The sequence below is a fragment of the Pseudomonas sp. B19(2017) genome (assembly GCF_002113165.1).
Lineage (GTDB): Bacteria > Pseudomonadota > Gammaproteobacteria > Pseudomonadales > Pseudomonadaceae > Aquipseudomonas.
In genome coordinates this window covers 61122-86029 of the sequence record NZ_NEJR01000008.1, presented here as the reverse complement: position 1 = coordinate 86029, position 24908 = coordinate 61122, and the positions used below count along the sequence as shown (strand labels likewise).

Sequence of the window (24908 nt, the reverse complement as noted above, 5' to 3'; positions counted from 1 at the left end):
GGCCGCTGCTCTTCATGACGCGCTCCGTGGCCGCTGGGCGTTCAGGTATTCGCGCAGCTGCTCGATCATTTCGCTTTGGGTGCTCAGGGGCATCAGCAGCACGCGCAGCTTTTGCGCCATCAGCTCCCAGCGCTCGATGCGCGCTTCGGCCTGCTGGCGGTAGGCCTGGCGCAGGTTGGCGTCCAGGGTGTCGAGCTCCAGCTGCGCGCTGCGTTGGGCGAAGCGCAGCAGGCCGGCGGCGGGCAGGGCGTGGTCGAGTGGGTCGGACACTGGCATCAGCAGCAAATCGCAATGGCGCGAGAGCATGGCCAGGTGCTGCTCGACCTGGGCGCTGAGCGAACGTTCATCGCAGATCACGATTGCCAGGCTGCCAGGGCGCAGCACTTCGCGGGCGCGGCGCAGGGCCAGGCCGAGGCTGTCGGCGCCGGGGTTGGCCTCGGTGTGCAGCGCCTGGTTGACCTTGGCCAGGCGGTTGAGCAGTTGCAGCAGGCTCTGCTTGCTGCGCCGGGGCTTGATCTCATGGTGTTCGTTGTCGCCGAACACCAACCCGCCGATGCGGTCGTTGTGGCCCAGTGCGGCCCAGCCGAACAGCGCCGCAGCCTGGGCCGCCAGTACCGACTTGAACATCAGCCCCGAGCCGAAGAACAGCCGCTGGCTCTGCTCGACGAGGATGAAGATGGGCCGTTCGCGCTCTTCGTGGAACAGCTTGGTGTGCGGCTCCTGGGTACGCGCGGTGACCCGCCAGTCGATGTTGCGCACATCGTCGCCGGCCTGGTACACGCGCACCTGGTCGAAATCCACGCCGCGCCCGCGCAGCTTGGAGTGGTGCAGGCCCACCAGCGGGCTGCGCTGGCCAGGCCGGGAAAACAGCTGGATTTCGCGCACGCGGTGGCGCATGTCGATCAGCTCGGCAAGGCCGATGCGGATGCCGGGTTCGGACAGCGACGCAGTGGGCATGGGCTCAGGCAACGGCGACGACGTCGAGGATGCGCTGGACCACGCGGTCCTGGTCGATCCCCGCCGCCTCGGCCTCGAACGAGAGGATGATGCGGTGGCGCAGTACGTCGAACAGCACCGCCTGGATGTCTTCGGGGCTGACGAAATCGCGCCCCGCCAGCCAGGCGTGGGCGCGCGCGCAACGGTCCAGCGAAATGGAACCACGCGGGCTGGCACCATAGGCAATCCAGTCGGCCAGTTCCGCGTCGAACTTGGCCGGGGTGCGGGTGGCCATCACCAGTTGCACCAGGTATTCCTCCACCGCGTCGGCCATGTACAGGCCGAGGATTTCCTTGCGGGCAGCAAAGATGGCCTGCTGGCTGACCCGGCGCTCGGGCTTGGTCTCGCCGCCCAGCGCTTCGCCACGGGCCTGCAACAGGATGCGCCGCTCTACCGCCGCGTCGGGGAAACCGATTTTCACGTGCATCAGGAAGCGGTCGAGCTGGGCTTCGGGCAGCGGGTAGGTGCCTTCCTGCTCGATCGGGTTCTGCGTGGCCATGACCAGGAACAGCGGCGACAGGTCGTAGGTGCTGCGCCCCACGCTGACCTGGCGTTCGGCCATGGCTTCGAGCAGCGCCGACTGCACCTTGGCCGGGGCGCGGTTGATTTCGTCGGCCAGCACCAGGTTGTGGAAGATCGGCCCCTGCTGGAACACGAAGCTGCCGGTTTCCGGGCGGTAGATTTCGGTGCCCGTGATGTCGGCCGGGAGCAGGTCGGGGGTGAACTGGATGCGATGGAACTGCGCCTCGATGCCCTCGGCGAGCTCTTTGATGGCTTTTGTCTTGGCCAGGCCCGGCGCCCCTTCGACCAGCATGTGGCCGTCGGCCAGGAGCACGATCAACAGCCGCTCGACCAGTTTCTCCTGGCCTAGGATCTGGGAAGAAAGAAAGGTGCGCAGCGCGATCAGCGCTTCACGGTGTTCCATCGGTGACGGTTTCCTGGTGTGGGGCCGCAGGCGGCTGGAGGCAACTGCCCTGGCAAGGGGTGATACTTTAATCCATCCGGGGGGGTGGCGACCAATGGCGGCAGGGAAATTTATCCTTGCCGGGGGCCATGCAGCTGCGGAAATGTCCTGCATATGGCTGGCCATTGGCTGATGGTCTGCAGCAGCGTGCTGGCGCCTGCTTGTGCTTTTTGTACAAGCAGGAGACATGAGGATGGACCTGAACAGCTGTAGCACTGCACGCACCTCGCCGGTCACCCTGCGTTTTGGCGTGTTCTTCGATGGCACCGGTAACAACCTGAACAATGTGATGCCGGTGGATGCGCCGGGGAGCAAGGGGGCCAGTTATGCCAACGCCTTGAGCAACGTCGCCCTGTTGCATGCGCTGTACCCGACGCAGGGGGCCAATGCTGACGGAACCATGGCTTTTCTGAAGCGCTATGTCGAGGGCGTAGGCACCCTGGCCGGGGAGGCGGACCATGCCTATGCCTCGGCCACCGGGTGTGGGCGCAGGGGGGCCGAGGCGCGGGTCGACGAGGCCTTGGCGGGGATTGCCGGGCAACTGCGGGAGTGGGGCCAGGCGCACCCACAGGCAAGGCTCGAGCGGGTCGAGTTCGACCTGTTCGGTTTCAGCAGGGGCGCGGCGGCGGTGCGGCATCTGGCCAACCTCCTGCACGATGGCGGCGGCGAGCGCTTGGCTGTGCACTGCGGCATTGGCATCAACTTCATCGGCCTGTTCGACACGGTGGCGGCGATCATTGCGCCGCTGCAAGGCGATTTTGACCCCGCCGACGACCGCCATGGTGGCTTGCGCCTGGGACTGGGCGTGGGCATTGCCCGGCAAGTGGTGCAACTGGTGGCGGGCGACGAGCAGCGGCACAATTTCCCGCTGGTTGGCAGTGGCCATGACATCGTGTTGCCGGGCGTGCACTCGAACATCGGTGGTGGTTACCCAGCTATCACGCAGGAGCAGGTGCTACTGTGCAAACCGCAGTCTCAGCGGGTGCCGGTGGGTATGCGCGCCGAGCATACACGTGTGCATGCCTCGGTCAGTGCGTTGCTGGCGTCGTCGTTTGGTGAAATGGGCGCGCCCAGGCCGCGGGTGCTGGCCTGGGAGGTACCGATTGCCGGTGGCCTGCCTGGCGAGGCGCAAAAACAGGTCTATGCGGCGGTATACCGCGAACGGGAAGTGGCCGGTCAGCTGTCCCGGGTGTACCTGAGCATCATGCGGGAGCTGGCGGTGCGCGCTGGTGTGCCGTTTGCGCAACTGGGCGGGCAGGCCGAGCATCGGCTGCCGGATGAACTACTGGGCATCAGCCGCAAGTTGCATGCGTTTGCCCTGGGTGAATGCGAACAGCCCGGGATGACCGAGGATGAGCAGCGATTGTTGCGGGACAGGTACGTGCATGCATCCGCGAACTGGAATGCGTTGAAAGGGTTGCACAGCAGTGTGCTGGATGTGCTGTTCGTCAATCGGCCGGGTGCAGGTGGGCGGGTGGTGCATGCGAGCCCGGCGTCTTGATTGCTCGAATTCTCCCTGTGGGAGCGGGCGCGCCCGCTCCCACAGGGATTTGCGCCGGGCCCAGGGTTCATGCAGGGCATCGGCGTTTCCTGGCCGAATACGCTTCCTGTGCCAAGGTCAGCAGCACCGTCAGCAGCATGAACACGATCGATGCCATGAAGATGCCATGAGGCAGGCGTTGGTCGAGCATCCAGCCAAACGCCACTGGCCCGAGGGCACCGCCGATGCTGAAGCCGGTCGAGACCAACCCGAACGCTTTGCCCTCGGCGCCGCTCGGTGCCGCCGCCTTCACCAGCATGTCCCTCGATGGGGCGATGATCCCGGTCAGCAAGCCAATGGCACCGAGAACCACCACCAACCCCCAGCCACGAAGTAGCCCCAGGGCCACCAGCGCCGTCAGTGCCGCGGCCAGGGCAAAGGCCAATGCCGCCACCAGGCCATGACGTCGGGTCCGGTCAGCCAGTGCTCCGCCGCATAGCACACCCACGGCACTGCTGAGCAGAAACGCCGTGAGCGCCGTGTTGGCCCAGGCCAGAGTCAGGCCTTGGCCCTGGACGAGCGCGGCTACGGAGAATTTCTCGATGGCACTGGTGCTCAGGTTGAGCAACATGAACAGCACCGTCAGTACCCCGAGCATGGGGGTGAACAGTCGTACACGGGCTGTTGCGGGGCCAGCGCTGGCTGTGATTGCAGGCCTGGCGACCTGATAGACGCCACTGCCTGGCACCGATATCAACAGCAAGGCGGCCAGCCCCACTGCCGCGCCTGCCGCCAGGGCTGCCTGCGTGCCGCATACGGCGGCGATGCCGAGAAACACCGCTGGCGTTACCGCCGAGCCGAGGAAGCCGGCAAAAGTATGGATCGAGAACGACCGCCCCAGGCGGCCTTGTTCGATGCCGTTGGCCAGCAGCGCATAGTCGGCCGGGTGGTACACGCCATTGGCCAGGCCGGCCAGGGCCATCGCCACCAACAGCAGCGTGTAGCCGGGGCTGACAGCAACCAGCAGGAAGCTGAAGCTGCCTAGCAGCAAGCCTGCCTTGAGCACCTTGCGCGCACCGTAGTGGTCGACGGCATAGCCCAGCGGCGCCTGCACCAGGGCGGAAACGATGTTGAACACGGCCAGGGCCACGCCGAGTTCGACGAACCCTACCCCCAGCAAGCTGGGGAGTACGGGTAGCAGCGCCGGGATCAGCATGATGTGCACATGGCTGACGAAGTGCACGGCAGCAATCTGGGTGAGAAGCTTGGGGCCAGCTTTGGGCATGTCGATACCTGTTGCAGGGCGTGCGCACCTGGCGCACGGCAGGGCAAGGGAAACCCCGCTTACCGGGGAGAGTGGCTGAAACCGGGGAATCGGCCGTTCAGTACGGCATAGGCCAGCAAGCCTATGACCAGCCCCCAGAACGCCCCACCTATGCCAAACAGGCTGATGTTGGCCGCCGCCGCCAGGAAAGTGATCAGTGCTGCTTCGCGCGAACGGGCATCGACCATTGCGCTGGCCAGGCTGGTGCCGATGGTGCCCAGCAGTGCAAGGCCGGCCAACGTGGTGATGAAGGTGGCCGGCAGGGCCATGAACACACTGGCCAGGCTGACTCCGAACACCCCCACGAGGATGTAGCAGACACCGGCAGCGATACCCGCGACCCAGCGTTTGTCCGGGTCTTCGTGGGCTTCCTTGCCGGTGCAGATGGCGGCGGTGATGGCCGCGATGTTGAAGGCGTGGGAGCCGAACGGTGCCATCAGCAAAGACCCTAGGCCGGTGACCGCCACGATCGGGTTGGCGCTGGTCTTGAAACCGTCGTTGCGCAGCACCAGCATGCCGGGCATGTACTGGCCGGTGAGGGTGATCAGGAACAACGGCAGGGCCACACTCAGGGCGGCGTTTACGGAGAAGGTGGGCACGGTGAACACCGGCGAGGCGAATTCCAGCTTGAGTGTCGCCAGGTCCACCTGGCCCTGGAGTAGCAGGTAGCCCAGGCCCAGCAGCAGAATGCCTGGCACGGCATAGCGGGCGGTAAAACGTTTGAACGCCACATAGGCCGCAATCAGCAACCCGGCCAGCGCGGGGTCGACCGACAGGCCACCGAATGCACCGATACCGAACTGCAACAGGATACCTGCCAGCAACCCGGCGGCAATCCCGCCGGGAATGACCCGCACCAGACGCTCGAAACAACCGGTCAGCCCCAGTATCACGAAACCGGCGGCCGACAGCAGGTAGGCACCAATGGCCTCGCTGTAGGGCACGCTGGCCAACGCCGTGACCAGGAACGCCGCGGCCGGCGTGGACCAGGCGGTGATCACCGGTTCGCGGCTGTACCAGGACAGGGCCAGGCCACTGAGGCCGACGCCGATCGACACGGCCCAGACCCATGACGAGGTCAGTTCCGGGCTCAGCCCGGCCAGCCTGGCGGCCTGGAACACCAGGATGAAGGTGCCGCCGTAATTGACAATGACCGAAACGATTCCTGCCACCACGGGGTGAAGGATGTCGGTCAGCCGTAGCGGGGTTGAAGCGGTATGTGCAGGCGCGTCCATGGGGGGCTCCGGTGATCTGGCACAAGGGTTGGAAAGCCCGGTTTTTATAGCGCTAGAATGGACGGATTAGCCCAGCCACTTTTTCATATCTGGCCATACCAATGTTCAAACATGCACAGCTGGAATCAGTGAAAGCCTGGATCAGCGACCCGACGCGCCGATCGCTGCCCTTGCACGTACGGATCCAGCGGGCGATACGCCAGCTGATTCTCGAAGGGGCGTTGCCGGTAGGGAAGGCCCTGCCTGCCTCCCGCGCGTTGGCGACCTCGCTGACGGTGTCGCGCGACACGGTGGAGGCCGCTTATGGCCAGTTGCATGCCGAGGGCTTCATCGAGCGCCGGGTAGGCAGCGGCAGTTTCGTTTCACCGCGTGCGCAGCAACTGCCAGCGCGCGCCCGCAGCCGACGGGTACAAGCCCTGGGCGAGCCGCCAGCGCTCAGCCGCCGGGGGCAGGCGCTGTGCCAGGACGGCGGGGTGCGCAACTTCTTCTCACCGCGCCCGTTTGCGCCGGGTGTGGCAGAAACGCGCAACTTCCCCTTGCAGACCTGGGAAAAGCTGCAGCGGCAGGTATTCAAGGAACATGGCACCCAGGCGCTGCTGCACAGCAACGCGCAAGGCACCGAGCCACTGCGGCGGGCGATTGCCGATTACGTCAATCTCGAGCGTGGCGCACAGGCCACGGCCGATCGCGTGCTCATCCTCACCAGTTCGCAACAGGCGTTCAGCCTGTGTGCCCACGTGCTGGCCGATGCCGGCGACCAGGTGGTAATCGAAGACCCGGCGTACCACGGGGCCAGGAAGGCGCTAGCTGTTGCGGGCTTGCAGTGCATCCCCGTAGCCGTGGACCCGGATGGCATGCAGGTGGCGCAGATCCCGCGTTTGGCCGCCCATGCCAGGGCGGTTTTCCTGACCCCTTCGCACCAGTTCCCCACCGGCGTGACCTTGTCCCTGGACCGGCGCCTGGCGGTGATCGAGTGGGCACGTCAACAACGCGCCTGGATCATCGAGGACGACTACGACAGCGAGTTTCACTATGCCGGCAAGCCCACCGCCTGCGTGCAAGGCCTGGATGCCCACGACCGGACGGTCTACATCGGCACGTTCACCAAGTCGCTGTTCGCCGGCTTGCGCATTGCCTACATGGTCCTGCCGCCGCAACTGGTCGGGCCGATGACCGCAGCGAGGACGTTGCAGGACGGGCATACGGCATCGTTGGCACAACTGACCCTGGCCAGGTTCATCGAAGGTGGGCACTTCGGTGCCCATGTGCGTTTGATGCGGGCGATCTATGCCGAGCGCCGCGATGCCCTGGCGGCGCTGGTGCAGGCGCAGTTGTCCGACTTTGTTGTCGCGCGCGTGCCGGCGGGTGGCATGCAGATGCCCTGTGTATTCACCAGGCCGATGCCTGAAGAACAGGTGGTGAAGGCGGCGCAGGCAGCAGGCATCGACCTGTTGGGGCTCAGTGCCCTGTATGCGTCGTCGAGGGGGGAGGCGGGAGTGTTGATGGGGTTTGCGGCGCATACCCCGGGCGAGCTGGCGCTGGCCGTGGCGAAACTGGCGAAGGTATTGCACCAGGTCGAGGCCAGCCAAGGCGGCGCAAGGCTGTTGCGCTGAGGCCCGGCAGCAGGACGCCACCGGGCAGTTGTCGCGGTCAGTTGGCCAGTTCTACCAGCAGGCTTTTCAGATGGTCGCTGCCTTGCGCATCCAGCGGCTGCAGGGGCAGGCGTGCAGCGCCGACAGCGTGGCCGAGCATGTTCAAACCGGCCTTGATGGTGGTGGGCAGGCCACGGCGAGTGATGTACTCCAGCAGTTCGTACTGGCGGTAGAACAGCGCGCGGGCTTCGGCCAGGTTGCCTTGCTGCACTGCGTCCCACAGCGCCAGGTTCAGCGCCGGGATCAGGTTGGGCGCGGCGGTGCACCAGCCTGTGGCGCCAGCTACCAGGGCTTCCAGTGTGAGCGGATTGCAACCGTTGTAGAAGGCCACCTGGCCATCGGTGGCCTTGAACAGGCGGTGCATGCGCTGGATGTCGCCGGTGCTTTCCTTGACCATGGTCACATTGGGCACTTCGCCGAGAATGCGCAGGATCAGCTCCACCGACAGGTCGGTGCCGCTGGTGCCCGGGTTGTTGTAGAGCATGATCGGAATGTCGATGGCCGTACCCACCGCCTTGTAATGGGCAACCACTTCGGCTTCGGTGAGCTTCCAGTAGGAGATGGGCAGCACCATCACCGCCGTGGCACCGCATGCCTGTGCCAGGCGGGCGCGTTGCACGGTGCGCGCGGTGGTCAGGTCGGAGACGCTGACCACGCTGGGCACGCGGCCGGCAATGCGCGCCTGGCTGAAGCGCACCACGGTTTCCCATTCGCTGTCGGACAGGTAGGCGCCTTCGCCGGTGCTGCCCAGCGGTGCGATGGCGTGCACGCCGTCTTTTATCAGGCGGTCGATGGACAGGCCCAGGGCATCCAGGTCGAGCGCGCCGTCTGCCGTGAAGGGAGTGATGGTGTAGCCGATAACGCCGCGAATTACAGGTGTAGACATAACCAGGCACCTTTGCCGTTGTTGGGGAAAGAGTACAGCTTCAGTCAGCCCAGGCAGTCGCCATGGGCACGCAAGGCACGGCGCGCGTAATAGCTGAACGCGGCACCATGACGTTTGGGGGTGGAGATCCAGTCGTGGGCTTCCTTGCCCAGGGCATCCGGAATCGGGCGAATTTCACCGGCGCCCATGGCCAGCAGCTGCATCTTTGCCGCGCGCTCGAACAGCATGGCAAGGACGCAGGCTTCCTCGATCGAGCGGCCGGCGATCAGCAAGCCGTGGTGGGAAAGCAGGATCGCGCGCTTGTCGCCGATCGCCCTGGAGATGATTTCACCTTCTTCGTTGCCCACAGGTACGCCAGGCCATTCCTTGAGGAACGCGCAGTCGTCGAACAGTGGGCAAAGGTCCATGTGCGAGATTGCCAGTGGCACTTCCAGCATCGACAGGGCGGCGCTGTGCAGTGGGTGGGTGTGGATGATGCAATTGACGTCGGGGCGTGCGCGGTACAGCCAGCTATGGAAGCGGTTGGCCGGGTTGGCCATGCCGCGGCCTTGCAGCACGGTGAGGTCTTCGTCGACCACCAGCAGGTTGGAAGCGGCGATCTCGTCGAAGCCCAGGCCAAGTTGTTGCGTGTAGTAGGTGCCAGGCTGCTCGGCGCGGGCGGTGATCTGCCCGGCCAGGCCGGAATCGTGGCCGCCGTCGAACAGAATGCGGCAGGTGAGGGCGAGTTTTTGTCGAGGGGTGTAGGTGTTGTCGGCCAGCGCTGTCAGCATCTGCTGCTGGGCGAGTTTGACGAGCTGGTCCTTGGGGGTCTGCATGGTGGTCGTCATGGGCTGTACCTGCATGAAGGGCCTATACGGGCTGATTGGCGCGAAGCGCTATCAGGACACAAAATCGATATTAATGACACAAAGTGTCATTTGCAAGCGATGTGTCATCGTCACTGCCGTTCATGCGATGTGGTCCAGTGCAAACCGTTATGGCCCGCATACGTAACTGGTATTACTTGCTCGGACCGCACGCTGTTTAGCATCGACCGGGTCTTAACCGCGACGAGAACAACAACGTGAACCTCGCAACCCTAACCAGTCGAAGTGCAAGATACTGGCCCGAGCGCTTGGCGGTGATCGACCGCCACACCCGCCTCACTTTCGCCCAGCTTGAACAGCGGACCAATCAATTGGCCTCGGCCTTGTTGGCCCATGGCATTGCCGGCGGCGAACATGTCGCGATCCTGGCTCCCAACCGGGTCGAGCTGGTGGAGGCTGAGGTGGCTTTCTACAAGGCCGGCCTGGTCAAGGTCCCGGTCAATGCACGCCTGGCGCTGGATGAAGTGATCCAGGTACTGAACGACGCCTGCAGCGTCGCGCTGATCGCCGACCCGCAAGCTGCCGAGGCTTTGCTGGCGCGCAGGCAGGAGGTGCCTGCGCTACGCCTGATCGTTACCCTCGGCGAGCAGGGCGGCGACATCGGCTACGGCGCGTTGCTGGCCCAAGGCAGCAGCGAGCCGGTCAGTTGCGATCTGCCTGACGATGCATTGGCTGTATTGCACTACACCTCGGGCAGCTCCGGTGTGCTCAAGGCAGCAATGCTCAGCGTCGGCAACCGCAAGGCGCTGATCCGCAAGAGCATCGCCAGCCCCACCCGGCGTGCCGGCCCAGGCGACATCATGGCCCATGTCGGCCCCATCACCCATGCCAGCGGCATGCAGCTGATGCCGCTGCTGGCGGTGGGGGCCTGCAGTCTGTTGCTGGAACGCTACGATGACCAGTTGCTGCTCGAGACTATCCAGCGCGAGGGCGTGACCCGGTTGTTCCTGGTGCCGGCCATGATCAACCGTCTGGTCAATTTCCCCGGGGTCGAGCGCTATGACCTGAGCAGCCTGCGCCTGGTGATGTATGGCGCAGCGCCAATGGCGCCAGCGCTGGTCAAGCGGGCTATCGAAGTGTTCGGGCCGATTCTGGCCCAGGGCTACGGCGCTGGCGAAACCTGCTCGCTGGTGACGGTGCTGACCGAGCAGGACCACCTGTGCGAAGGCGGCGACTACCGCCGGCTGGCCTCGTGCGGACGATGCTACTTCGAGACCGACCTGCGTGTAGTGGACGACGATTTCCGCGATGTCCAGCCAGGCGAGGTGGGCGAGATCGTGGTCAAGGGACCGGACATCATGCAAGGCTACTGGCGCGCACCGCATCTCACCGCCGAGGTTATGCGTAATGGCTACTACCTCACCGGCGACCTGGCCACGGTGGACCAGCAGGGTTACGTGTTCATCGTCGACCGCAAGAAGGAAATGATCATTTCCGGTGGCTTCAACATCTACCCCAGCGAAGTCGAACAGGTGCTCTACAGCCTGCCGCAAGTGTTCGAGGCTGCCGTGGTGGGCGTGCCCGACGAGCAGTGGGGCGAAGCGGTGCGGGCAGTGATCGTGCTCAAGCCCGGCATGCAGTTACAGGAGCACGAGGTGATCGAGCATTGCGCCCAGGCTCTTGCCGGGTTCAAGAAACCGCGTGGGGTGGACTTCGTCAGCGAGCTGCCGAAGAACCCCAACGGCAAGGTGGTGCGCCGCCTGATTCGAGACGCCTACTGGCAAAACAGCGAACGCCGCATCTGACCTGAGGAATTGCCATGTATCAGCCAAGCGAAAAGGCCAAACAGATCATCGAGGCCATCGGCGGCTTCGTTCGCAACGAAATCCTGCCCCTGGAACAACGCGCCGGCCTCAGCTGGGCCGAACCGCACCCGCGTGAGGTGCTGCAACAGGTGTGGCAACGCTCGTGCGAGCAGGGCTTCTACAACATCATGCTGCCCGAAACCATTGGCGGTGCGGGTTTGAGCGTGTCCGACCTGTGTGCGGTGAAGGAGGCCACGGTGCTGACGGGCTCTATGCTGGCGCCGCACATTCTCGGCGAGCTTTCCGGGCCGCCGCGAGTCGGCCACCTGTTCAAGGTGGCCAGTCCGGCCCAGATCGAGGCTTTCTTGCAGCCGGTGTGCCGAGCCGAAAAGGCTGTGTGCTTCGCGTTGACCGAAAGTGAAGCCGGGTCCGATGCAACGGCGATCAGGACTACCGCCCGGCGCGACGGCGAGCATTACGTGCTGAGCGGGGCCAAGCGCTACATTTCCGGGGCGCCTTATGCCGATATCGCAATACTGCTCGCGGTCACCGGCCCCGGGCGTGGCGCCCAGGGGATCTCGGCGTTCTTTGTCGAGCTGGATGCGCCGGGCGTGCGGGTGGAAAGCGATTACTCGGTCATGTCCGGTGGCGGCGCCCATGGCGACATCCTTCTCGATGAGGTGCGAGTGCCGGTGGCCAACCGAATTGGCGAGGAGGGGCAGGGCTTCAAGCTGGCAATGGGGCGCATCACTCTCAATCGTCTGCTGCATTGCCCAACCATGCTGGGCCTGGCGGGCCTGGCGCTGAACCTGACGGTCGACTACGCCCGCACACGCAAGCAGTTTGGTCAGCCGATCGCGATGTTCCAGTCGATCAATCACATGATCGCCGACATGGCCACCGAACTGCACGCGGCACGCAGCATGGTATATGCCACTGCCGCGGTGAACGACGCCGGTGGCGATATCCGCACCCAGGCGCCGATGTGCAAGCTGTTCGTATCGGAAACGGCCTTCCGTATCGCCGACCGCGCGGTGCAGATTCATGGGGGGGCCGGGCTGTTGCGGGGCAACCCGGTGGAGTGGATCTTCCGTGCGACCCGTATGATGCGCATTCTTACCGGGACCAGCGAAATCCAGCGCAACACCATTGCCAAGGGCGTGCTCATGCCCGAGCAGTGAAACTGCACGCCCGGTCTCGAGTGGCCGGGCTCTCCCACAAGAACAATAAGAGAGATCGACATGACTCATACTGACTCCCGCGCGCGTGCAGGCACGGCCTGGATGATTGCGGTACTGCTGGCACTGCTTATGCTGGTGAACTTCCTGGACAAGGTGGTCATCGGCCTTGTAGCGGTACCCATGTCCAGGGAACTGGGTTTGTCCCCTGCCGAGTTCGGCCTGGTGGGCGGCGCGCTGCACTGGTTCTTCGCCATCTCTGCAGTGGTCGGTGGCTTCATGGCCAACCGCCGGCCGACCCGCACTCTGCTGTTGGGCATGGGTGCGTTCTGGGCGCTGATCCAGTTGCCCATGCTGTTCGTCACCTCCCTGTGGGCGATTGTCGCTTGCCGGGTGCTGTTGGGCATCGGCGAAGGGCCGGCGTCACCGGTGGCAACCCATGCCTTGTACAAGTGGTTCCCCAACGACCGGCGCAACTTGCCGGTGGCGTTGTTGCATACCGGTAGTGCACTTGGGCTGCTGGTGGCAGGCGCAATGATTCCATGGATAAGCGTGCACTATGGCTGGCGCATGAACTTCATCGTGCTGGCCTTGATCGGTGCGGCGTGGTGCGTGCTGTGGTGGGTATTGGGGCGCGAGGGTACTCTTGACCGCGGCCGCCCCGGTCAGCCCAGGGAAGAACAGGCGCACATCGCCTACCGCCGTCTGCTCGGCGACCGCACCGTGCTGGGCAATTACCTGTGCCACTTCGCCGCCAATTGGTCGCTGGCCCTGACCTTGACGTGGGTGCCAAGTTATCTGGAGACCGGGTTGGGCATCGACCCGATCATGACCGGTCGGGTGTTCGTGCTTTTCGTGGTGGTGACCACGCCGCTGAGCCTGTTCATGGCCTGGCTGTCGCAGCGCATGATGCGCGCCGGGGTGGCGACACGCTGGTCGCGCGGAGCCTTCGTGTCCCTGTGCCTGATTGCCAGCGGGTTGCTGTCGGCGGCATTGTTCCTGCCGGGCCTGGGGAATGTCGAGCGAATCATGAGCCTGACTTTCAGTGGCGGGCTGGCGCTGGTCATGTACTCGGTGGGGCCAGCCATGCTGGCGGAGTTCACGCCCAGCGGGCAGCGTGGCGGTATCCTTGCTATCGGCAATGGTATCGCTTCGCTGGCCGGGCTGGCGGCACCCATCGTCACGGGGTTTCTGGTGCAGGGCGCCGGAGCCGATCACCCGGCGGGGTATGGCCAGGGCTTCCTGGTATGCGGGGCGGTGCTGGTCATTGCCGGGTTGACAGGGTTGGTATGGATGGACCCTCAGAAAACCCGCCAACGGCTGCTGCAGGTGGGCACGGCTGCGCTGGCCCGGGCCTGACCTGCGCTGCGTTCAGAGGCTCTGCTACGGGAGGGGGGCACGCTCGATCAGGGTGCCTTTCCAGCGCTCGCTGCGCACCGCATCCACGAGCAGCCCGCGCACCAGGTCGCGCATGCAGGCGGCGGCGAACGACAATGGCTTGTGCTGCGAATGGGCCAGGGCAATGGTACGAGTGATGCGCGGTTCCACGATCAGCCGCGCGCTGGCCGGGGCGGCCAGGTCCAGCAATGGCGGCCAGTTGCTGATAGTCGCTGCCAGGCCGGCGCGCACCAGGCTGGCTATGCCGGGTGCAGACTGCTGTTCATAGCTTGAATCCAGGGCCACGCCGGTTTCCATGGCCGCCTGCTCGATGCGCCTGCGCAGGTGCAGGCTGCGCGGCGGCATTACCAGCCGGCTCGACGCGGCCTCGGCCAGGGTGATCGGTGAATCGTCCGGACCATGCGCAGGCAGGCCGACCCAGTACAGGTCTTCGGAGAACACGGGCTCGGCGACAACGTTCGCCAGCTCCTCGGCATTGGGCACCACACCGAAATCCACCTTGCCCAGCTCGATCGCCTGGCCGCCTTCGCGGCTAAGGCCGTCCCATACGGTGAGCTTGATACCAGGAAAGCGCGCCTGCGCCTGGGTGATGATGGCTGGCAACAGCAGCGCCGAAGCCGTGGCCGGAATCGAGATGGCCACGTGGCCCTTGGGGTTGCCGCGGCTGGACTTGAGTTCGTCCTTCACCGAATCAAGCTTCTGTATCACCGAGCGTGCCACTTCGTACAGCTGGCGCCCTGCATCGGTCAGCTCGATGCCGTCATGCTGGCGCGCCAGCAACTGTATTTCCAGTTCGCTTTCCAGCAGTCCTATCTGACGGCTCAATGCCGGCTGGGCAATGAACGCGTGCCGCGCGGCGTTGGAGAAACTGCCGGCTTCGACAATGGCAATCAGGTAACGCAGCTGTTTCAAAGTCATGGCAATTCTCAGGCTATGCCGAAGTGGTATGGCAACTATCGAGAGACGTTATTTGTTCAGCTCTAGTGGCCTACTTAGTATCGGGGAACACCGGACCGAGGATAACAGAAACGTTCACTTATTTATCCAGCCCCTTTTACACAAGCCTTGGCGCCGTGTTTCTGCGCTAACTCGCAACTCACTCTCGAATAAACACAATAAGAGGTTAAGAGTGATGGCATTTCGTGCTTCTGGTCTTTCGGGACCGTTGTCGCTGCTTGCGTCGTCTGTACTTTTTTCTGTACCTGCCCTGGCTGTTCAATTTAATCTGGGAGAGTTAGAAGGACAGTTTGATTCAGCGTTTTCATTGGGTACCAGCATTTCCACTGCCAACCCGGACCCGGCTTTGCACAATAGTGCAAACAGTGATGACGGCCGCCTGAACTTTGCCTCGGGCGATGTATTTTCGGCAGTGTTCAAAGGTACCCATGATCTGGAACTCAAACATGCCAACCTGGGTGTGTTCCTGCGTGGCACCTACTGGTACGACACGGCGCTGCGCGACCATGACCAGCGCTTCAAGCAGGTCGAGGACAACAACCGCAAGCGCTCGGCCAAGACCGCAGGTACCCAGTTGCTCGACGCCTTTGGCTACTACCTCTACGACATTGATGGCCAGCCAGGCTCGGCAAGGCTGGGCAAGCAGGTAGTGAACTGGGGCGAGAGCACCTTCATCCAGGGCGGGCTGAACGTCATCAATCCCTTCAACCTGGCGGCGCTGCGCCGCCCAGGCTCCGAGGTGAAGGACGCGCTGGTGCCGGTGAACCTGTTCTATCTCACGCAGAACCTGACCGAGGCGTTGTCGGTCGATGGCTTCTACCAGTTGGACTGGGACCAGACCCAGCTCGACAACTGTGGCACGTTCTTCTCCAATAACGACTTCCTGCCCGATGGTTGCGATGGCCTGGACGTGGGAGCCAGGTTGCTTGGCAACCCGGCTGCCGTGGCCGGCCTTGTACCCTTTGGCGTGAACCTGACCAGCGAAGGCGTGCGCATACCCCGGGGCAGTGACCAGGATGCCCGCGACGGCGGGCAGTGGGGTGTTTCGTTGCGCTGGTACGTGGCGGCGCTGGACACCGAGTTCGGTGCCTACGCAGCCAACTACCACAGCCGCACGCCTTATCTGGGGACGGTCAGCAGCCCTTATTTCGACAACAGCCGCTTCGCCCCCCAGTTGTGCGCCAACCTGGGCATCGGCCCGGCCGGCTGCGCCGGGTTCCTCGGCTCCGCAGCCGGTCAGTCGCTGGTCGGCGCATTGCGCCTGGGTACCTCCCAGTACCGTGTGCAGTACCCCGAGGACATCCGCATGTACGGGTTGTCGTTCGCCACTACCCTGCGCAGCGGTACGGCCCTGCAGGGTGAGCTGAGTTACCGGCCGAATATGCCCATGCAACTCAACGGTACCGACATCATCCAGTCGCTGCTCAACGTCGAGGGGCGTTCGCCTTTGCTGGGCGACGGGCTGCGGCCAGACAGTGCCAGCACCCTGTTCGACGGCTACCGGCGCAAGGAGGTGACCCAGCTTCAGGTGACCGCCGTACATGCCTTCAGCCAGGTACTGGGGGCCAACCAGATGCTACTGGTGGGCGAAGCCGGGGCCACCTACGTCGGCGGGCTGGAGGGCGGCGGAGGCCCGCGTTACGGCCGCTCGGGTACCTTCAACAGTGGCGCGCTGGCAGACAACAGCGTATGCCGGGCGATTTCCAAGACGCCAGAGCACTGTAACGACCAAGGCTTCATGACCCCGTTCTCCTGGGGCTACCGGTTACGCGCGACTTTGACCTACCCCAACGTGATCGCCGGCTTCGACCTGCGGCCGAACCTGTCCTGGTCGCACGACGTGCACGGTACAGGCCCGGTGGAAGGCTCGGCTTTCAGCGAAGGCTCCAAGGCCGTGAGCGTCGGGCTGGATGCGACGCTTGCCAGTACCTACAGCCTGAGCCTTTCGTACACCGACTTTATCGATGGCGACTATGGCACCCGCGGTGACCGGGACTTTGTCTCGCTGAGCCTGGGCGTCACCTTCTGAGGGCATGATGATGAATATGCGAATGGTGATGATCGGCCTGTTCTGGGCCAGCGGCGCGCTGGCTGCGACAGGCCTGCCAGACAACCTGACCCCTGTGGGCGCCGAACGCGCGGCCAGCCCGGACGGCCGGATCCCGGCCTGGCAAGGCGGGTTGAGCGTCGCCCAGCAGCGTCTGGGTGATAACGGCACGCCGCTGGATCCGTACGCCGCCGAGCAGCCGCTTTACCGGATCACGGCGGCCAATTATCAGCGTTACCAGGGCCAGCTTTCCGATGGCCAGGTAGCCTTGCTCAAGCGCTTCCCGCACAGCTTCGAACTGCCGGTCTACCCCACCCATCGCAGTGTCGCGGTGCCTGCCGGCGTCGCCGCCTCGGTCGCCCGCAACGCAGCGCAGGCACAGCTGGATGACCAGGGCAACGGCCTTCGCAGGTTCAATGGAGTGATTGCGTTTCCCCGGCCGGACAACGGCCTGGAAGTGATCTGGAACCATCTGACCCGGCACCGCAATGCCAGCTACATTCAGATGTCCGACAGCGTCACACCATTCAAGAACGGCCGCTTCGTGCTGATGAGCGCGCGCCAGGATGTAGCCCGCCCGGAAGGCCTGGGCGGGCTGGGTGCAAGCAATGTGCTGTATTACTTCACCTACCGCATGACGGCACCATCACGGCTTGCCGGTGATGCCATGGTGGTTCACGAAACCCTTGACCAGGTAGCCGAGCCCCGCTTGTCCTGGGTCTACAGTGCCAGTCAGCGGCGTGTGCGGCGCGCGCCGAACATCGCCTACGACACCACGGGGCCAGGCACCGCAGGCCTGCGTACTGCCGACAGCCGCGACATGTTCAATGGCGCCCCCGACCGTTACCAGTGGAAGCTGCTGGGCAAGCAGGCCCTGCACGTGCCGTACAACAGCTACCGCCTGGCATCGCCCGAGCTGCGCTATGCCGAGCTGATCAGGCCTGGTCATGTCAATCCGGCGCCCACACGCTACGAGCTTCACCGGGTGTGGGTGGTGGAGGCGACGCTGAAGCCCGGCGCCCAGCACATCTACGCCAAGCGACGCTTCTATGTGGACGAAGACACCTGGGCCATTCTCGAAACCGACAGCTACGATGCTGGCGGCCATCTGTGGCGTACATCACAGGCCCACAGCTTCTACCACCCGAGCGGCGAGGTGGCGGTCAATGCAATGGAGGTCACCTATGACCTCAAGAGTGGCCGCTACCATGCGTCGGGGCTGATCAACGAGCAGCGTCGACCGTTCGACTTCAATGTTCGCACCAGCCTTTCGTATTTTTCTCCCGGCGCCCTGCGCAGCTTTGGCGTGCGCTGATGGACGTGTTTGAACCACGGCCGGGCTGGGCTCGGCGTCTGCTGGGGCAGGGCGAGGCGCCCGACCCTCGCTTCACCTTGGCCAACGAGCGCACTTTCCTGGCCTGGATCCGTACCGCGCTGGCGTTGCTGGGAGGTGGCATTGCCATCGAGACCTTTGCCGGCCAGGCCCTGCAGGCACCGCTTCGGCTCTGGCTTGTCGGCAGCCTGATGTTGCTGAGCATGTTGCTGAGCGCCGGCGCCTGCCTGCGCTGGCTGCGTGTGGAGCGTGCCTTGCGTCAGCGCCGGCCATTACCGCTGCCGGCGCTGGTGCCGCTGTTGGCACTGGGTTGCCTGATCGCGGCGTTGATGGCCGCTGTCGTGTTGTGGCCGCGCTGGCATGTCTGATCCGGGCTTGCAGGCCGAACGCACCGAACTGGCTTGGCGGCGTACCTGGCTGGCACTGGTGGCAGTCGCGGGGTTGGCTTTGCGACAGGGCGACCTGGCGCTGGCGGCAGTGGTCGGCTTCGCAACGCTGACGCTGTTGGCCCGCCAGGGGCGGCGCTACAGCGAGGGGCTGGCGATGTTGCGGGCCGAGCGCGGTCAGCCTGCGATTTTGCCGGTAGTGGTGCTGGGTAGCGCGGTGTGCCTGATGGCGCTGGCAGGGTTGTACCGGTTGGCGAACGGGGGCTGAAACCCCTCCCACAGGTACGATGTGAATCCAGACGCGATTGCGGTACCTGTGAGAGCGGGCTTGCCGGCGAAGACGCCGGCGCTCAAGGGGTCACGATGTTGAAACGGGAATCGGCATTCTCCAGGCCGCCCATGAAACGCAGGAACTTCACCCGCTCGCCTTCGATGGAGATCTCGCCCAGCGTGGCTTCCTTGAGGAACCCGGTCTGCTTCAGGGCAATGCGGTCCAACGTCTGTTTGCTCATGCTCACCTGCACATCGGCCTGGGCGTGACGAGTCAGGTCGCGATGGGTGAGCACGCCGTTGCGCAGGGTCAGGGCGTAGTCTTCGCCCAGGTCGGTGAAGCGCCAGTTGATGCTCAGATCGCTCTCCGCCGCCTTGAAGGCATCCACCCGTACCCCAAGGTAATCGAAGAACAGGCTTGGGGTCAGTGCCCGCACCATGTCGTCGGCATTGCCGCCACTGCCGGTAGCGGCGGCTACTCCACCGCGCAGCTCCTGGGCGCCGCTAAGGTAGGCGTTGCGCCAGGTAGCGTTCTCGCTCTGGTAACCCAGCTGTTCCAGCGCATCGGCCTGCAGTTCGCGCGCTGCGGTATTGCCCGGTTCTGCGAATACCAGATGGTTCACCAGCTGCGCGACCCAGCGGTAGTCACCTTCGGCAAAGGCTTGGCGTGCCTGGGCCAGCACCTGATCGGCGCCACCCATTGCCGCCACGTAGCGCTTGCCGGCAGCTTGCGGCGGTAGTGGGTCGAGGTTGGCCGGGTTGCCATCGTAAAAGCCCATGTAGCGTTGGTAGACCGCACGTACGTTATGGCTAAGCGAGCCATAGTAGTCGCGGCTGTACCACTTGCTGGCCAGGCGCGGCGGAAGGTTGGCCAGGCTCTGGGCGATTTCCATTGGTGTCTGGCCCTGGTTGATCAGGCGCAAGGTCTGGCTATCGATGAAGGCATACATGTCGCGCTGGTCGGCCAGGTACTCGCGGATTGACGGCCCGCCCCAGGTCGGCCAGTGATGCTGGGCAAACACTACCTCGGCCTGATCGCCGTAACGCAACAGCGATTGGTCCAGGTAGTGCGCCCAGACTTTCGGGTCGCGTACCAGCGCACCGCGCAGGGTCAGCACATTGTGCTGCACGTGGGTGGCGTTCTCGGCCATGCACAGAGCCTTGAACCCAGGGAAGTAGATGTTCATCTCCGCTGGCGCTTCGGTGCCCGGGGTCAACTGGAACTCTACCTCCACGCCGCTGAAGGTCATGCGTTGCAGCGGCTGGCTGATTTCCAGCGTCGGCGCTATCAGGCTGACGGTGGCGTTGGCCGGCACCCCTTTGCCCAGACCGGCATCCACCTGGCCGCGTGGCCCGCGGGGCAGGGGGGCGCCGTACATGTACTGGGCGCGGCGCTTCATGGCCGGGCCGGCCAGCACGTTTTCGCCGATGGCATGCTCGAAGAAGCCTTCGGGTGCAATGACCTGGACCTTGCCGGCCTTTACGTCTGCCTCGTCGATCACCCCGCGCGCGCCGCCGAAATGGTCGATGTGCGGGTGGGTGTAGATCAGCGTGGTCACCGGCTTGCGCGGGCGGTGCCGAAAATACAGTTCAAGGCCCGCCCTGGCGGTTTCGACGGCCAGCAGCGGATCGAGCACGATCAGCCCGTCATGGCCTTCAACGATGGTCATGTTGGCCAGGTCCAGGCCGCGGACCTGGTAGATGCCTTCGGTGACCTTGAACAGGCCGGCGATGGTGTTCAGCTGGGCGATGCGCCACAGGCTGGGGTTTACCGTGGCCGGGGCCTGCGTCGGGTCGAGAAAACGATACTGACCCAGGTCCCACACAGTCTTGCCATCGGCCGTCGCGACCGGCCCGTCGAAGCGTTCGAGCAGCCCGCGCCGGGCAGCTTCGAAATCCCCGTGGTCATCGAAAGGCAGGCGTTGCAGCCATTGCTGGTTGCTGGCCTGGGTGGCCGGGGTGGCGTCCTTTGCCGCCGTAGTGGCCAGGCTCGGGAGGGGCGCCAGCAGGGCGAGCGCCAGCATCGACAGTGGGAAGCGCATGGTGTGTCCTTGTTGTTATGGTGGCGGACCACTGTAGGGGACGGGTTCAGGCACCAGCCAATACCAGAGCGGCATGGTTGCCATCGCATTTGCTGATGGCCTCAGGCAGACGGAAGCTCCAGGATCTGCTCCACCAGCCAGGCCAGGGCGGGGTCGTGCCGACGATGGGTCAGGTGCACCAGTTCCAGCTCGAAGGGCTCCAGGGCGAAGGGCAGTTCGTGCACCGCCAAGGGCAGCAACTTCGCGAACTGCTGCGCAAGTTGCCGCGGCAGCACCACGCACATTTCGGTGGCGGCGGCCAGATGCGCTGCTTGAAGGTAGTTGGGGGTGGTGTAGGCAATTTGCCGGGTCAGGCCTTGTTCTGCCAGCCATTGGTCGACCATGCCGCGGGTCTGGCCACCGTGTACCCAGATGTGCCGCAAACCGAGAAACGCCTGAAGATCCAGTGCCTGGTCCGGCGCCAGCTGCGGATGCTTCTGGCGCAACGCGACTTGCAGGGTTTCACGCCTCCAGGGGCGGCGGCTGAAGCGCGCCGGTACCTCATCGAAGCGCCCCAGTACCAGGTCGAGGTCGCCGCGGTCCAGCGCTTCGGCCGGCAGATTGGGAGCCAGGTGCACCACATCGATGCGCAAGTGCGGGGCCAGTACCTGCAGGCGCCCTAGCAGCGGCGGCATGCACAACTGTTCGACGAAGTCGGTAAGGGCGATACGCAGCTGACGGTGGCTGCGCTGTGGCTCGAAGGCATCGCCAGTGGCCAGGGTCTGCTCGATTTGTTGCAGCGCCGCTCGAATCGGCCCTTCCAGTGCCAACGCCCGTGGTGTAGGGCGCATGCGCCGGCCCACACGAACCAGCAGCGGGTCGCCCAGCTGGTCGCGCAGCCGCGCCAGGGCGTTGCTGACAGTGGGCTGGGTCAGGGCCAGGCGTTCAGCCGCCCGTGAGACGTTCTGCTCGCGCAGCAACATGTCGAAGACCCGCAGCAGGTTCAGATCGAAGTTAGAAATATTCATGGGCAGAATATATGGCATACGAAATTGAAATTTCAAAAATACCTGCGGCCTGCTTAGGGTGATGCCTGTCCTCATACTTACAACAAGCAGGAGCGTTGCGCGTGAATACCCCCTTTCCGATCAACCAGGTGGCCGTGATAGGCGCAGGTACGATGGGCCGCGGCATTGTCATCAGCCTCGCCAGTGCCGGGCTGTCGGTGCTGTGGCTCGACAGCAACGCATCAGCCCTGGACGCTGGCCTGAGCATGGTCAGCCAGGCCTGGACCCAGCAGGTGGAGAAGCAGCGTGTCACCCAGGCCGAGGCCGAAGCCTGCCAGGCACGGGTGCAGGCGGTGGATGGCTACGCAGCGCTGGCCCAGGCCGATCTGGTGATCGAGGCAGTGTATGAAAGCCTTGAACTCAAACAGGAAATCTTCCGGGCCCTGGATCAGCACCTCAAACCGGAGGCGATCCTGGCCAGTAATACCTCGGCGCTGGACATCGACGCGATCGCGGCGGTAACCCGGCGACCGTCGCACGTTCTGGGCCTGCATTTCTTCAGCCCCGCGCATGTCATGAAGCTGCTCGAAATAGTGCGCGGCGCGCACACCGACAAGGCTGTGCTCCATACCGCCCTGGCGCTGGGCGAGCGCCTGGGCAAGGTGGCGGTAGTGGCCGGCAACTGCCCCGGTTTCATTGGCAATCGCATGCTGCGCAGTTATGTGGCCGAAGCACGCAAGTTGCTGCTCGAAGGCGCGCTGCCGCACCAGGTGGATGCGGTGCTGCAACAGTTCGGTTTTGCCATGGGCCCGTTTCGCATGTACGACGTGGTCGGCATCGACCTGGAATGGCGTGCCCGCCAGCTGGCCAGGCAGGGCATGCACGATCCGCTGGTGCAAGTGGATAATGCGCTGTGTGATCTGGGCCGGCTGGGTCAGAAGACGGGGAAGGGCTATTACCGTTATGCACCTGGCAGCCGCCAGGCCGAGCATGACCCCGAGGTCGACGCCCTGGTGCTCAATATCTCCAACGACCTGGGTTACCGACGCCGAGGCATCAGCGCCGAGGAAATCGTCGAGCGCTGCCTGCTGGCGCTGGTCAACGAGGGCGCGAAGATTCTGCAGGAAGGCATCGCTGCCAGCAGCGCCGACATCGACCGGGTGTGGCTCAATGGTTATGGCTTCCCTGCGGCCAAAGGCGGCCCGATGCGCTGGGCCGATGACCAGGGTGCAGCATTCGTCCTGGCCCGGCTGGAATACCTGCAAAGTGTACTGGGCGAGCACTGGCGCCCGGCCGCTCTGCTCTACACGCTGGTGGCCAGCGGCAAGCGTTTCGAGCAGCAGGCGGAGGTTCAGGCATGAACTACCAGGCTCCCTTGCGCGACATGCGCTTCGTGCTGCACGAGCTGTTCGACGTTGCCGCCCATTGTCAGCAGCTGGGTATCGAACTGGACCGCGACACGCTCGACGGCATACTGGAAGAGGCCGCGCGCTTTACCGGCGAGGTAGTCGCTCCGCTCAACCGCAACAGTGACGAGCAGGGCTGCCAGCTGGTTGAGGGGGAGGTCATCACGCCCGATGGTTTCCGCGACGCCTACCGGCAGTACGTGGCCCATGGCTGGGCCAGCATGACCGGGCCGCAGGCTTACGGCGGGCAGGGGCTGCCGCAAATGGCCTCCGCCAGCTTCCACGAAATGCTGATGGCCGCGTCGTTGTCGTTCCGCATCTACTCCGGCCTCACCGAGGGTGCCGTGCTGGCCCTGCATCGCCATGGCAGCCCGGCGTTGCAGCAGTCTTATCTGGCGCGCATGGTCAGTGGCGAGTGGGCCGGCACCATGTGCCTCACCGAGCCGCAGGCCGGCACCGACCTGGCCTTGCTGCGCACCCGCGCCCAGCCGCAGGTCGACGGTTCCTGTCGCATCACAGGCAGCAAGATCTTCATCAGTGGCGGCGAACAGGACCTGACCGACAATATCGTTCATCTGGTACTTGCACGCCTGCCCGATGCGCCGGCCGGGGTGCGGGGCATCAGCCTGTTCCTGGTGCCCAAGCTGCTGCCGGGCGGCGAACGCAACGCGTTGGGCTGTGGCGCGCTGGAGCACAAGATGGGCATCAAGGGCGCCTCGACTTGCGTTATGAATTTCGACGGTGCCCAGGGATGGCTGGTAGGCGAGGCCAACCAAGGCCTGGCGTGCATGTTTACCATGATGAACGACGCCCGTTTCCAAGTCGGTCTTCAGGGGCTGGGTATCGCCGAAGCGGCCTTCCAGGGTGGCCTGGCCTATGCACGCGAGCGCTTGCAATCGCGCGCGCTGACCGGCCCGGCGGCGGCGGACAAGCCGGCCGATCCGATCATTGTCCACCCGGATGTGCGACGCATGCTGCTGACCCAGAAAACCCTCACCGAGGGCTGCCGTATGCTGGCCATCTATACCGCCCGGCAGCTCGACCTGGAACACGCAGCGGCGAGCGATCAGGCACGCAAGGGCGCAACCCGGCGGGCGGCACTGCTGATCCCGATCGTCAAGGCGTTTTTTACCGATGTCGGGCAGGAGGTAGCCAGCCTTGGCGTGCAGCTATATGGCGGACACGGCTATATCCGCGAGTGGGGCATGGAGCAGTTGATGCGCGACAGCCGCATCACCCAGCTCTATGAAGGCACCAACGGCATCCAGGCTCTCGACCTGGTGCGCCGCAAGCTGCTGGGCGACGGCGGGGCCGAGCTGAACTTGCTGGTCGATGAACTGGCCCTGCATGTCGAGGCGGCTGGTGTCGGTGGTGGTCTGCATGCCATGGCGACAGCGGTCGGGCAGCGCCTGGAGGAATGGCGTGCGCTGGCAGGCCATGTAGTCGAGGCTTGCCAGCGTGACCCTCAGGAAATGGGCGCGGTCTCGGTGGACTTCCTGGCCTACTCGGCCTATGTGCTGCTTGCCGCGTTGTGGCTGCAGGCGGCCGTGCGCGCCGAGACGGCGCTGGCTGGCGGCAGTGCCGAAACGGATTTCTACCGGGCCAAGCTGCACGCGGCGCAGTTCTACTGGCGACGCGTCCTGCCCCGCGCCACCGCGCACCGCGAAGCCCTGCTGGGCGGTGCAGATTGCCTCATGGCACTGCCAGCGAGCGACTTTGCCTTCTGACGCAGGGCCAACGACGACAAGGAGAGCCAG

General features: G+C 64.5%; 20 protein-coding genes. 11 read left to right on the top strand and 9 right to left on the bottom strand.

What is annotated here, in order from left to right; translation table 11 throughout:
- Window positions 1-12 precede the first annotated feature (12 nt).
- Window positions 13-957: a DUF58 domain-containing protein gene (locus CAF70_RS13415; RefSeq protein ID WP_085625248.1), complete on the bottom strand. Its 945-nt coding sequence runs from the start codon at window positions 955-957 to the stop codon at window positions 13-15.
- 4 nt (window positions 958-961) lie between these two features.
- Window positions 962-1921: a MoxR family ATPase gene (locus CAF70_RS13410; protein WP_013971644.1), complete on the bottom strand. Its 960-nt coding sequence runs from the start codon at window positions 1919-1921 to the stop codon at window positions 962-964.
- Between the two features lie 232 nt (window positions 1922-2153).
- On the opposite strand from CAF70_RS13410, the gene CAF70_RS13405 reads away from it, so the two are divergent.
- Complete coding sequence (locus CAF70_RS13405; RefSeq protein ID WP_085625247.1) at window positions 2154-3461, top strand: DUF2235 domain-containing protein; 1308 nt, start codon at window positions 2154-2156, stop codon at window positions 3459-3461.
- 67 nt (window positions 3462-3528) lie between these two features.
- On the opposite strand, the gene CAF70_RS13400 is transcribed toward CAF70_RS13405, so the two are convergent.
- Both CAF70_RS13400 and CAF70_RS13395 read right to left on the bottom strand, forming a co-directional pair.
- On the bottom strand, window positions 3529-4725 hold the full coding sequence (locus CAF70_RS13400; protein WP_085625246.1) for an MFS transporter: 1197 nt from the start codon (window positions 4723-4725) through the stop codon (window positions 3529-3531).
- 59 nt (window positions 4726-4784) lie between these two features.
- Window positions 4785-5999: a benzoate/H(+) symporter BenE family transporter gene (locus CAF70_RS13395; RefSeq protein WP_085625245.1), complete on the bottom strand. Its 1215-nt coding sequence runs from the start codon at window positions 5997-5999 to the stop codon at window positions 4785-4787.
- A 101-nt stretch (window positions 6000-6100) separates the two neighbouring features.
- Between CAF70_RS13395 and CAF70_RS13390 the strand changes: the two genes are divergently transcribed.
- Window positions 6101-7612 carry a PLP-dependent aminotransferase family protein gene (locus CAF70_RS13390; protein ID WP_085625244.1) on the top strand — a complete coding sequence of 504 codons (1512 nt, stop codon included), beginning with the start codon at window positions 6101-6103 and terminating at the stop codon, window positions 7610-7612.
- Between the two features lie 37 nt (window positions 7613-7649).
- Here the strand turns inward: CAF70_RS13390 and CAF70_RS13385 are convergent, their stop codons facing one another.
- Together CAF70_RS13385 and CAF70_RS13380 are read right to left on the bottom strand one after the other, a co-directional pair.
- A complete protein-coding gene (locus CAF70_RS13385; RefSeq protein ID WP_085625243.1) occupies window positions 7650-8537 on the bottom strand; it encodes a dihydrodipicolinate synthase family protein in 888 nt (295 codons plus the stop codon).
- A 44-nt stretch (window positions 8538-8581) separates the two neighbouring features.
- Window positions 8582-9364 (bottom strand): aldolase, encoded by a 783-nt coding sequence (locus CAF70_RS13380; protein ID WP_015269467.1) that lies wholly within the window; start codon window positions 9362-9364, stop codon window positions 8582-8584.
- A 236-nt stretch (window positions 9365-9600) separates the two neighbouring features.
- Between CAF70_RS13380 and CAF70_RS13375 the strand changes: the two genes are divergently transcribed.
- The 3 genes from CAF70_RS13375 (at window position 9601) to CAF70_RS13365 (ending at window position 13685) form a co-directional block, all read left to right on the top strand.
- Window positions 9601-11148 carry an AMP-binding protein gene (locus CAF70_RS13375; protein WP_085625242.1) on the top strand — a complete coding sequence of 516 codons (1548 nt, stop codon included), beginning with the start codon at window positions 9601-9603 and terminating at the stop codon, window positions 11146-11148.
- 14 nt (window positions 11149-11162) lie between these two features.
- Window positions 11163-12329 carry an acyl-CoA dehydrogenase family protein gene (locus CAF70_RS13370; RefSeq protein ID WP_085625241.1) on the top strand — a complete coding sequence of 389 codons (1167 nt, stop codon included), beginning with the start codon at window positions 11163-11165 and terminating at the stop codon, window positions 12327-12329.
- A 102-nt stretch (window positions 12330-12431) separates the two neighbouring features.
- Window positions 12432-13685, top strand: coding sequence for an MFS transporter (locus tag CAF70_RS13365; RefSeq protein ID WP_085625240.1), 1254 nt, complete (start codon window positions 12432-12434; stop codon window positions 13683-13685).
- Window positions 13686-13709: 24 nt separating this feature from the next.
- On the opposite strand, the gene CAF70_RS13360 is transcribed toward CAF70_RS13365, so the two are convergent.
- The gene (locus tag CAF70_RS13360) at window positions 13710-14642 is read right to left on the bottom strand and encodes a LysR family transcriptional regulator (protein WP_085625239.1); all 933 of its coding nucleotides are present in this window, start codon (window positions 14640-14642) and stop codon (window positions 13710-13712) included.
- A gap of 214 nt (window positions 14643-14856) precedes the next feature.
- Here CAF70_RS13360 and CAF70_RS13355 point away from each other — a divergent pair, with 214 nt between their 5' ends.
- From CAF70_RS13355 to CAF70_RS13340, 4 genes are read left to right on the top strand one after another with little or no spacing between them, the layout of a single operon-like run.
- On the top strand, window positions 14857-16710 hold the full coding sequence (locus CAF70_RS13355; protein ID WP_085625238.1) for a DUF1302 domain-containing protein: 1854 nt from the start codon (window positions 14857-14859) through the stop codon (window positions 16708-16710).
- 22 nt (window positions 16711-16732) lie between these two features.
- On the top strand, window positions 16733-18043 hold the full coding sequence (locus CAF70_RS13350; RefSeq protein ID WP_085625237.1) for a DUF1329 domain-containing protein: 1311 nt from the start codon (window positions 16733-16735) through the stop codon (window positions 18041-18043).
- The gene (locus tag CAF70_RS13345; protein ID WP_085625236.1) at window positions 18043-18429 is read left to right on the top strand and encodes a YidH family protein; all 387 of its coding nucleotides are present in this window, start codon (window positions 18043-18045) and stop codon (window positions 18427-18429) included. Before CAF70_RS13350 ends, CAF70_RS13345 begins: the two co-directional genes overlap by 1 nt.
- Entirely contained in the window at window positions 18422-18715 is a 294-nt protein-coding gene (locus CAF70_RS13340) for a DUF202 domain-containing protein (RefSeq protein WP_085625235.1), read from the top strand. Before CAF70_RS13345 ends, CAF70_RS13340 begins: the two co-directional genes overlap by 8 nt.
- Window positions 18716-18797: 82 nt before the next feature.
- Here CAF70_RS13340 and CAF70_RS13335 read toward each other — a convergent pair whose 3' ends face one another.
- Together CAF70_RS13335 and CAF70_RS13330 are read right to left on the bottom strand one after the other, a co-directional pair.
- Complete coding sequence (locus CAF70_RS13335) at window positions 18798-20759, bottom strand: alkyl/aryl-sulfatase (RefSeq protein WP_085625234.1); 1962 nt, start codon at window positions 20757-20759, stop codon at window positions 18798-18800.
- A 101-nt stretch (window positions 20760-20860) separates the two neighbouring features.
- Window positions 20861-21784 carry a LysR family transcriptional regulator gene (locus CAF70_RS13330; RefSeq protein ID WP_085625233.1) on the bottom strand — a complete coding sequence of 308 codons (924 nt, stop codon included), beginning with the start codon at window positions 21782-21784 and terminating at the stop codon, window positions 20861-20863.
- Window positions 21785-21867: 83 nt separating this feature from the next.
- On the opposite strand from CAF70_RS13330, the gene CAF70_RS13325 reads away from it, so the two are divergent.
- Both CAF70_RS13325 and CAF70_RS13320 read left to right on the top strand, forming a co-directional pair.
- Complete coding sequence (locus CAF70_RS13325) at window positions 21868-23106, top strand: 3-hydroxyacyl-CoA dehydrogenase (RefSeq protein ID WP_085625232.1); 1239 nt, start codon at window positions 21868-21870, stop codon at window positions 23104-23106.
- Entirely contained in the window at window positions 23103-24878 is a 1776-nt protein-coding gene (locus CAF70_RS13320) for an acyl-CoA dehydrogenase C-terminal domain-containing protein (protein ID WP_085625231.1), read from the top strand. Before CAF70_RS13325 ends, CAF70_RS13320 begins: the two co-directional genes overlap by 4 nt.
- Window positions 24879-24908: the final 30 nt, after the last annotated feature.

Bases quoted from the DNA above. Each gene is read 5' to 3' on its own strand.
- CAF70_RS13415 (WP_085625248.1), bottom strand. From the start codon at position 957: ATGCCCACTGCGTCGCTGTCCGAACCCGGCATCCGCATCGGCCTTGCC.
- CAF70_RS13410 (WP_013971644.1), bottom strand. From the start codon at position 1,921: ATGGAACACCGTGAAGCGCTGATCGCGCTGCGCACCTTTCTTTCTTCC.
- CAF70_RS13405 (WP_085625247.1), top strand. From the start codon at position 2,154: ATGGACCTGAACAGCTGTAGCACTGCACGCACCTCGCCGGTCACCCTG.
- CAF70_RS13400 (WP_085625246.1), bottom strand. From the start codon at position 4,725: ATGCCCAAAGCTGGCCCCAAGCTTCTCACCCAGATTGCTGCCGTGCAC.
- CAF70_RS13395 (WP_085625245.1), bottom strand. From the start codon at position 5,999: ATGGACGCGCCTGCACATACCGCTTCAACCCCGCTACGGCTGACCGAC.
- CAF70_RS13390 (WP_085625244.1), top strand. From the start codon at position 6,101: ATGTTCAAACATGCACAGCTGGAATCAGTGAAAGCCTGGATCAGCGAC.
- CAF70_RS13385 (WP_085625243.1), bottom strand. From the start codon at position 8,537: ATGTCTACACCTGTAATTCGCGGCGTTATCGGCTACACCATCACTCCC.
- CAF70_RS13380 (WP_015269467.1), bottom strand. From the start codon at position 9,364: ATGACGACCACCATGCAGACCCCCAAGGACCAGCTCGTCAAACTCGCC.
- CAF70_RS13370 (WP_085625241.1), top strand. From the start codon at position 11,163: ATGTATCAGCCAAGCGAAAAGGCCAAACAGATCATCGAGGCCATCGGC.
- CAF70_RS13365 (WP_085625240.1), top strand. From the start codon at position 12,432: ATGATTGCGGTACTGCTGGCACTGCTTATGCTGGTGAACTTCCTGGAC.
- CAF70_RS13360 (WP_085625239.1), bottom strand. From the start codon at position 14,642: ATGACTTTGAAACAGCTGCGTTACCTGATTGCCATTGTCGAAGCCGGC.
- CAF70_RS13355 (WP_085625238.1), top strand. From the start codon at position 14,857: ATGGCATTTCGTGCTTCTGGTCTTTCGGGACCGTTGTCGCTGCTTGCG.
- CAF70_RS13350 (WP_085625237.1), top strand. From the start codon at position 16,733: ATGGTGATGATCGGCCTGTTCTGGGCCAGCGGCGCGCTGGCTGCGACA.
- CAF70_RS13345 (WP_085625236.1), top strand. From the start codon at position 18,043: ATGGACGTGTTTGAACCACGGCCGGGCTGGGCTCGGCGTCTGCTGGGG.
- CAF70_RS13340 (WP_085625235.1), top strand. From the start codon at position 18,422: ATGTCTGATCCGGGCTTGCAGGCCGAACGCACCGAACTGGCTTGGCGG.
- CAF70_RS13335 (WP_085625234.1), bottom strand. From the start codon at position 20,759: ATGCGCTTCCCACTGTCGATGCTGGCGCTCGCCCTGCTGGCGCCCCTC.
- CAF70_RS13330 (WP_085625233.1), bottom strand. From the start codon at position 21,784: ATGCCATATATTCTGCCCATGAATATTTCTAACTTCGATCTGAACCTG.
- CAF70_RS13320 (WP_085625231.1), top strand. From the start codon at position 23,103: ATGAACTACCAGGCTCCCTTGCGCGACATGCGCTTCGTGCTGCACGAG.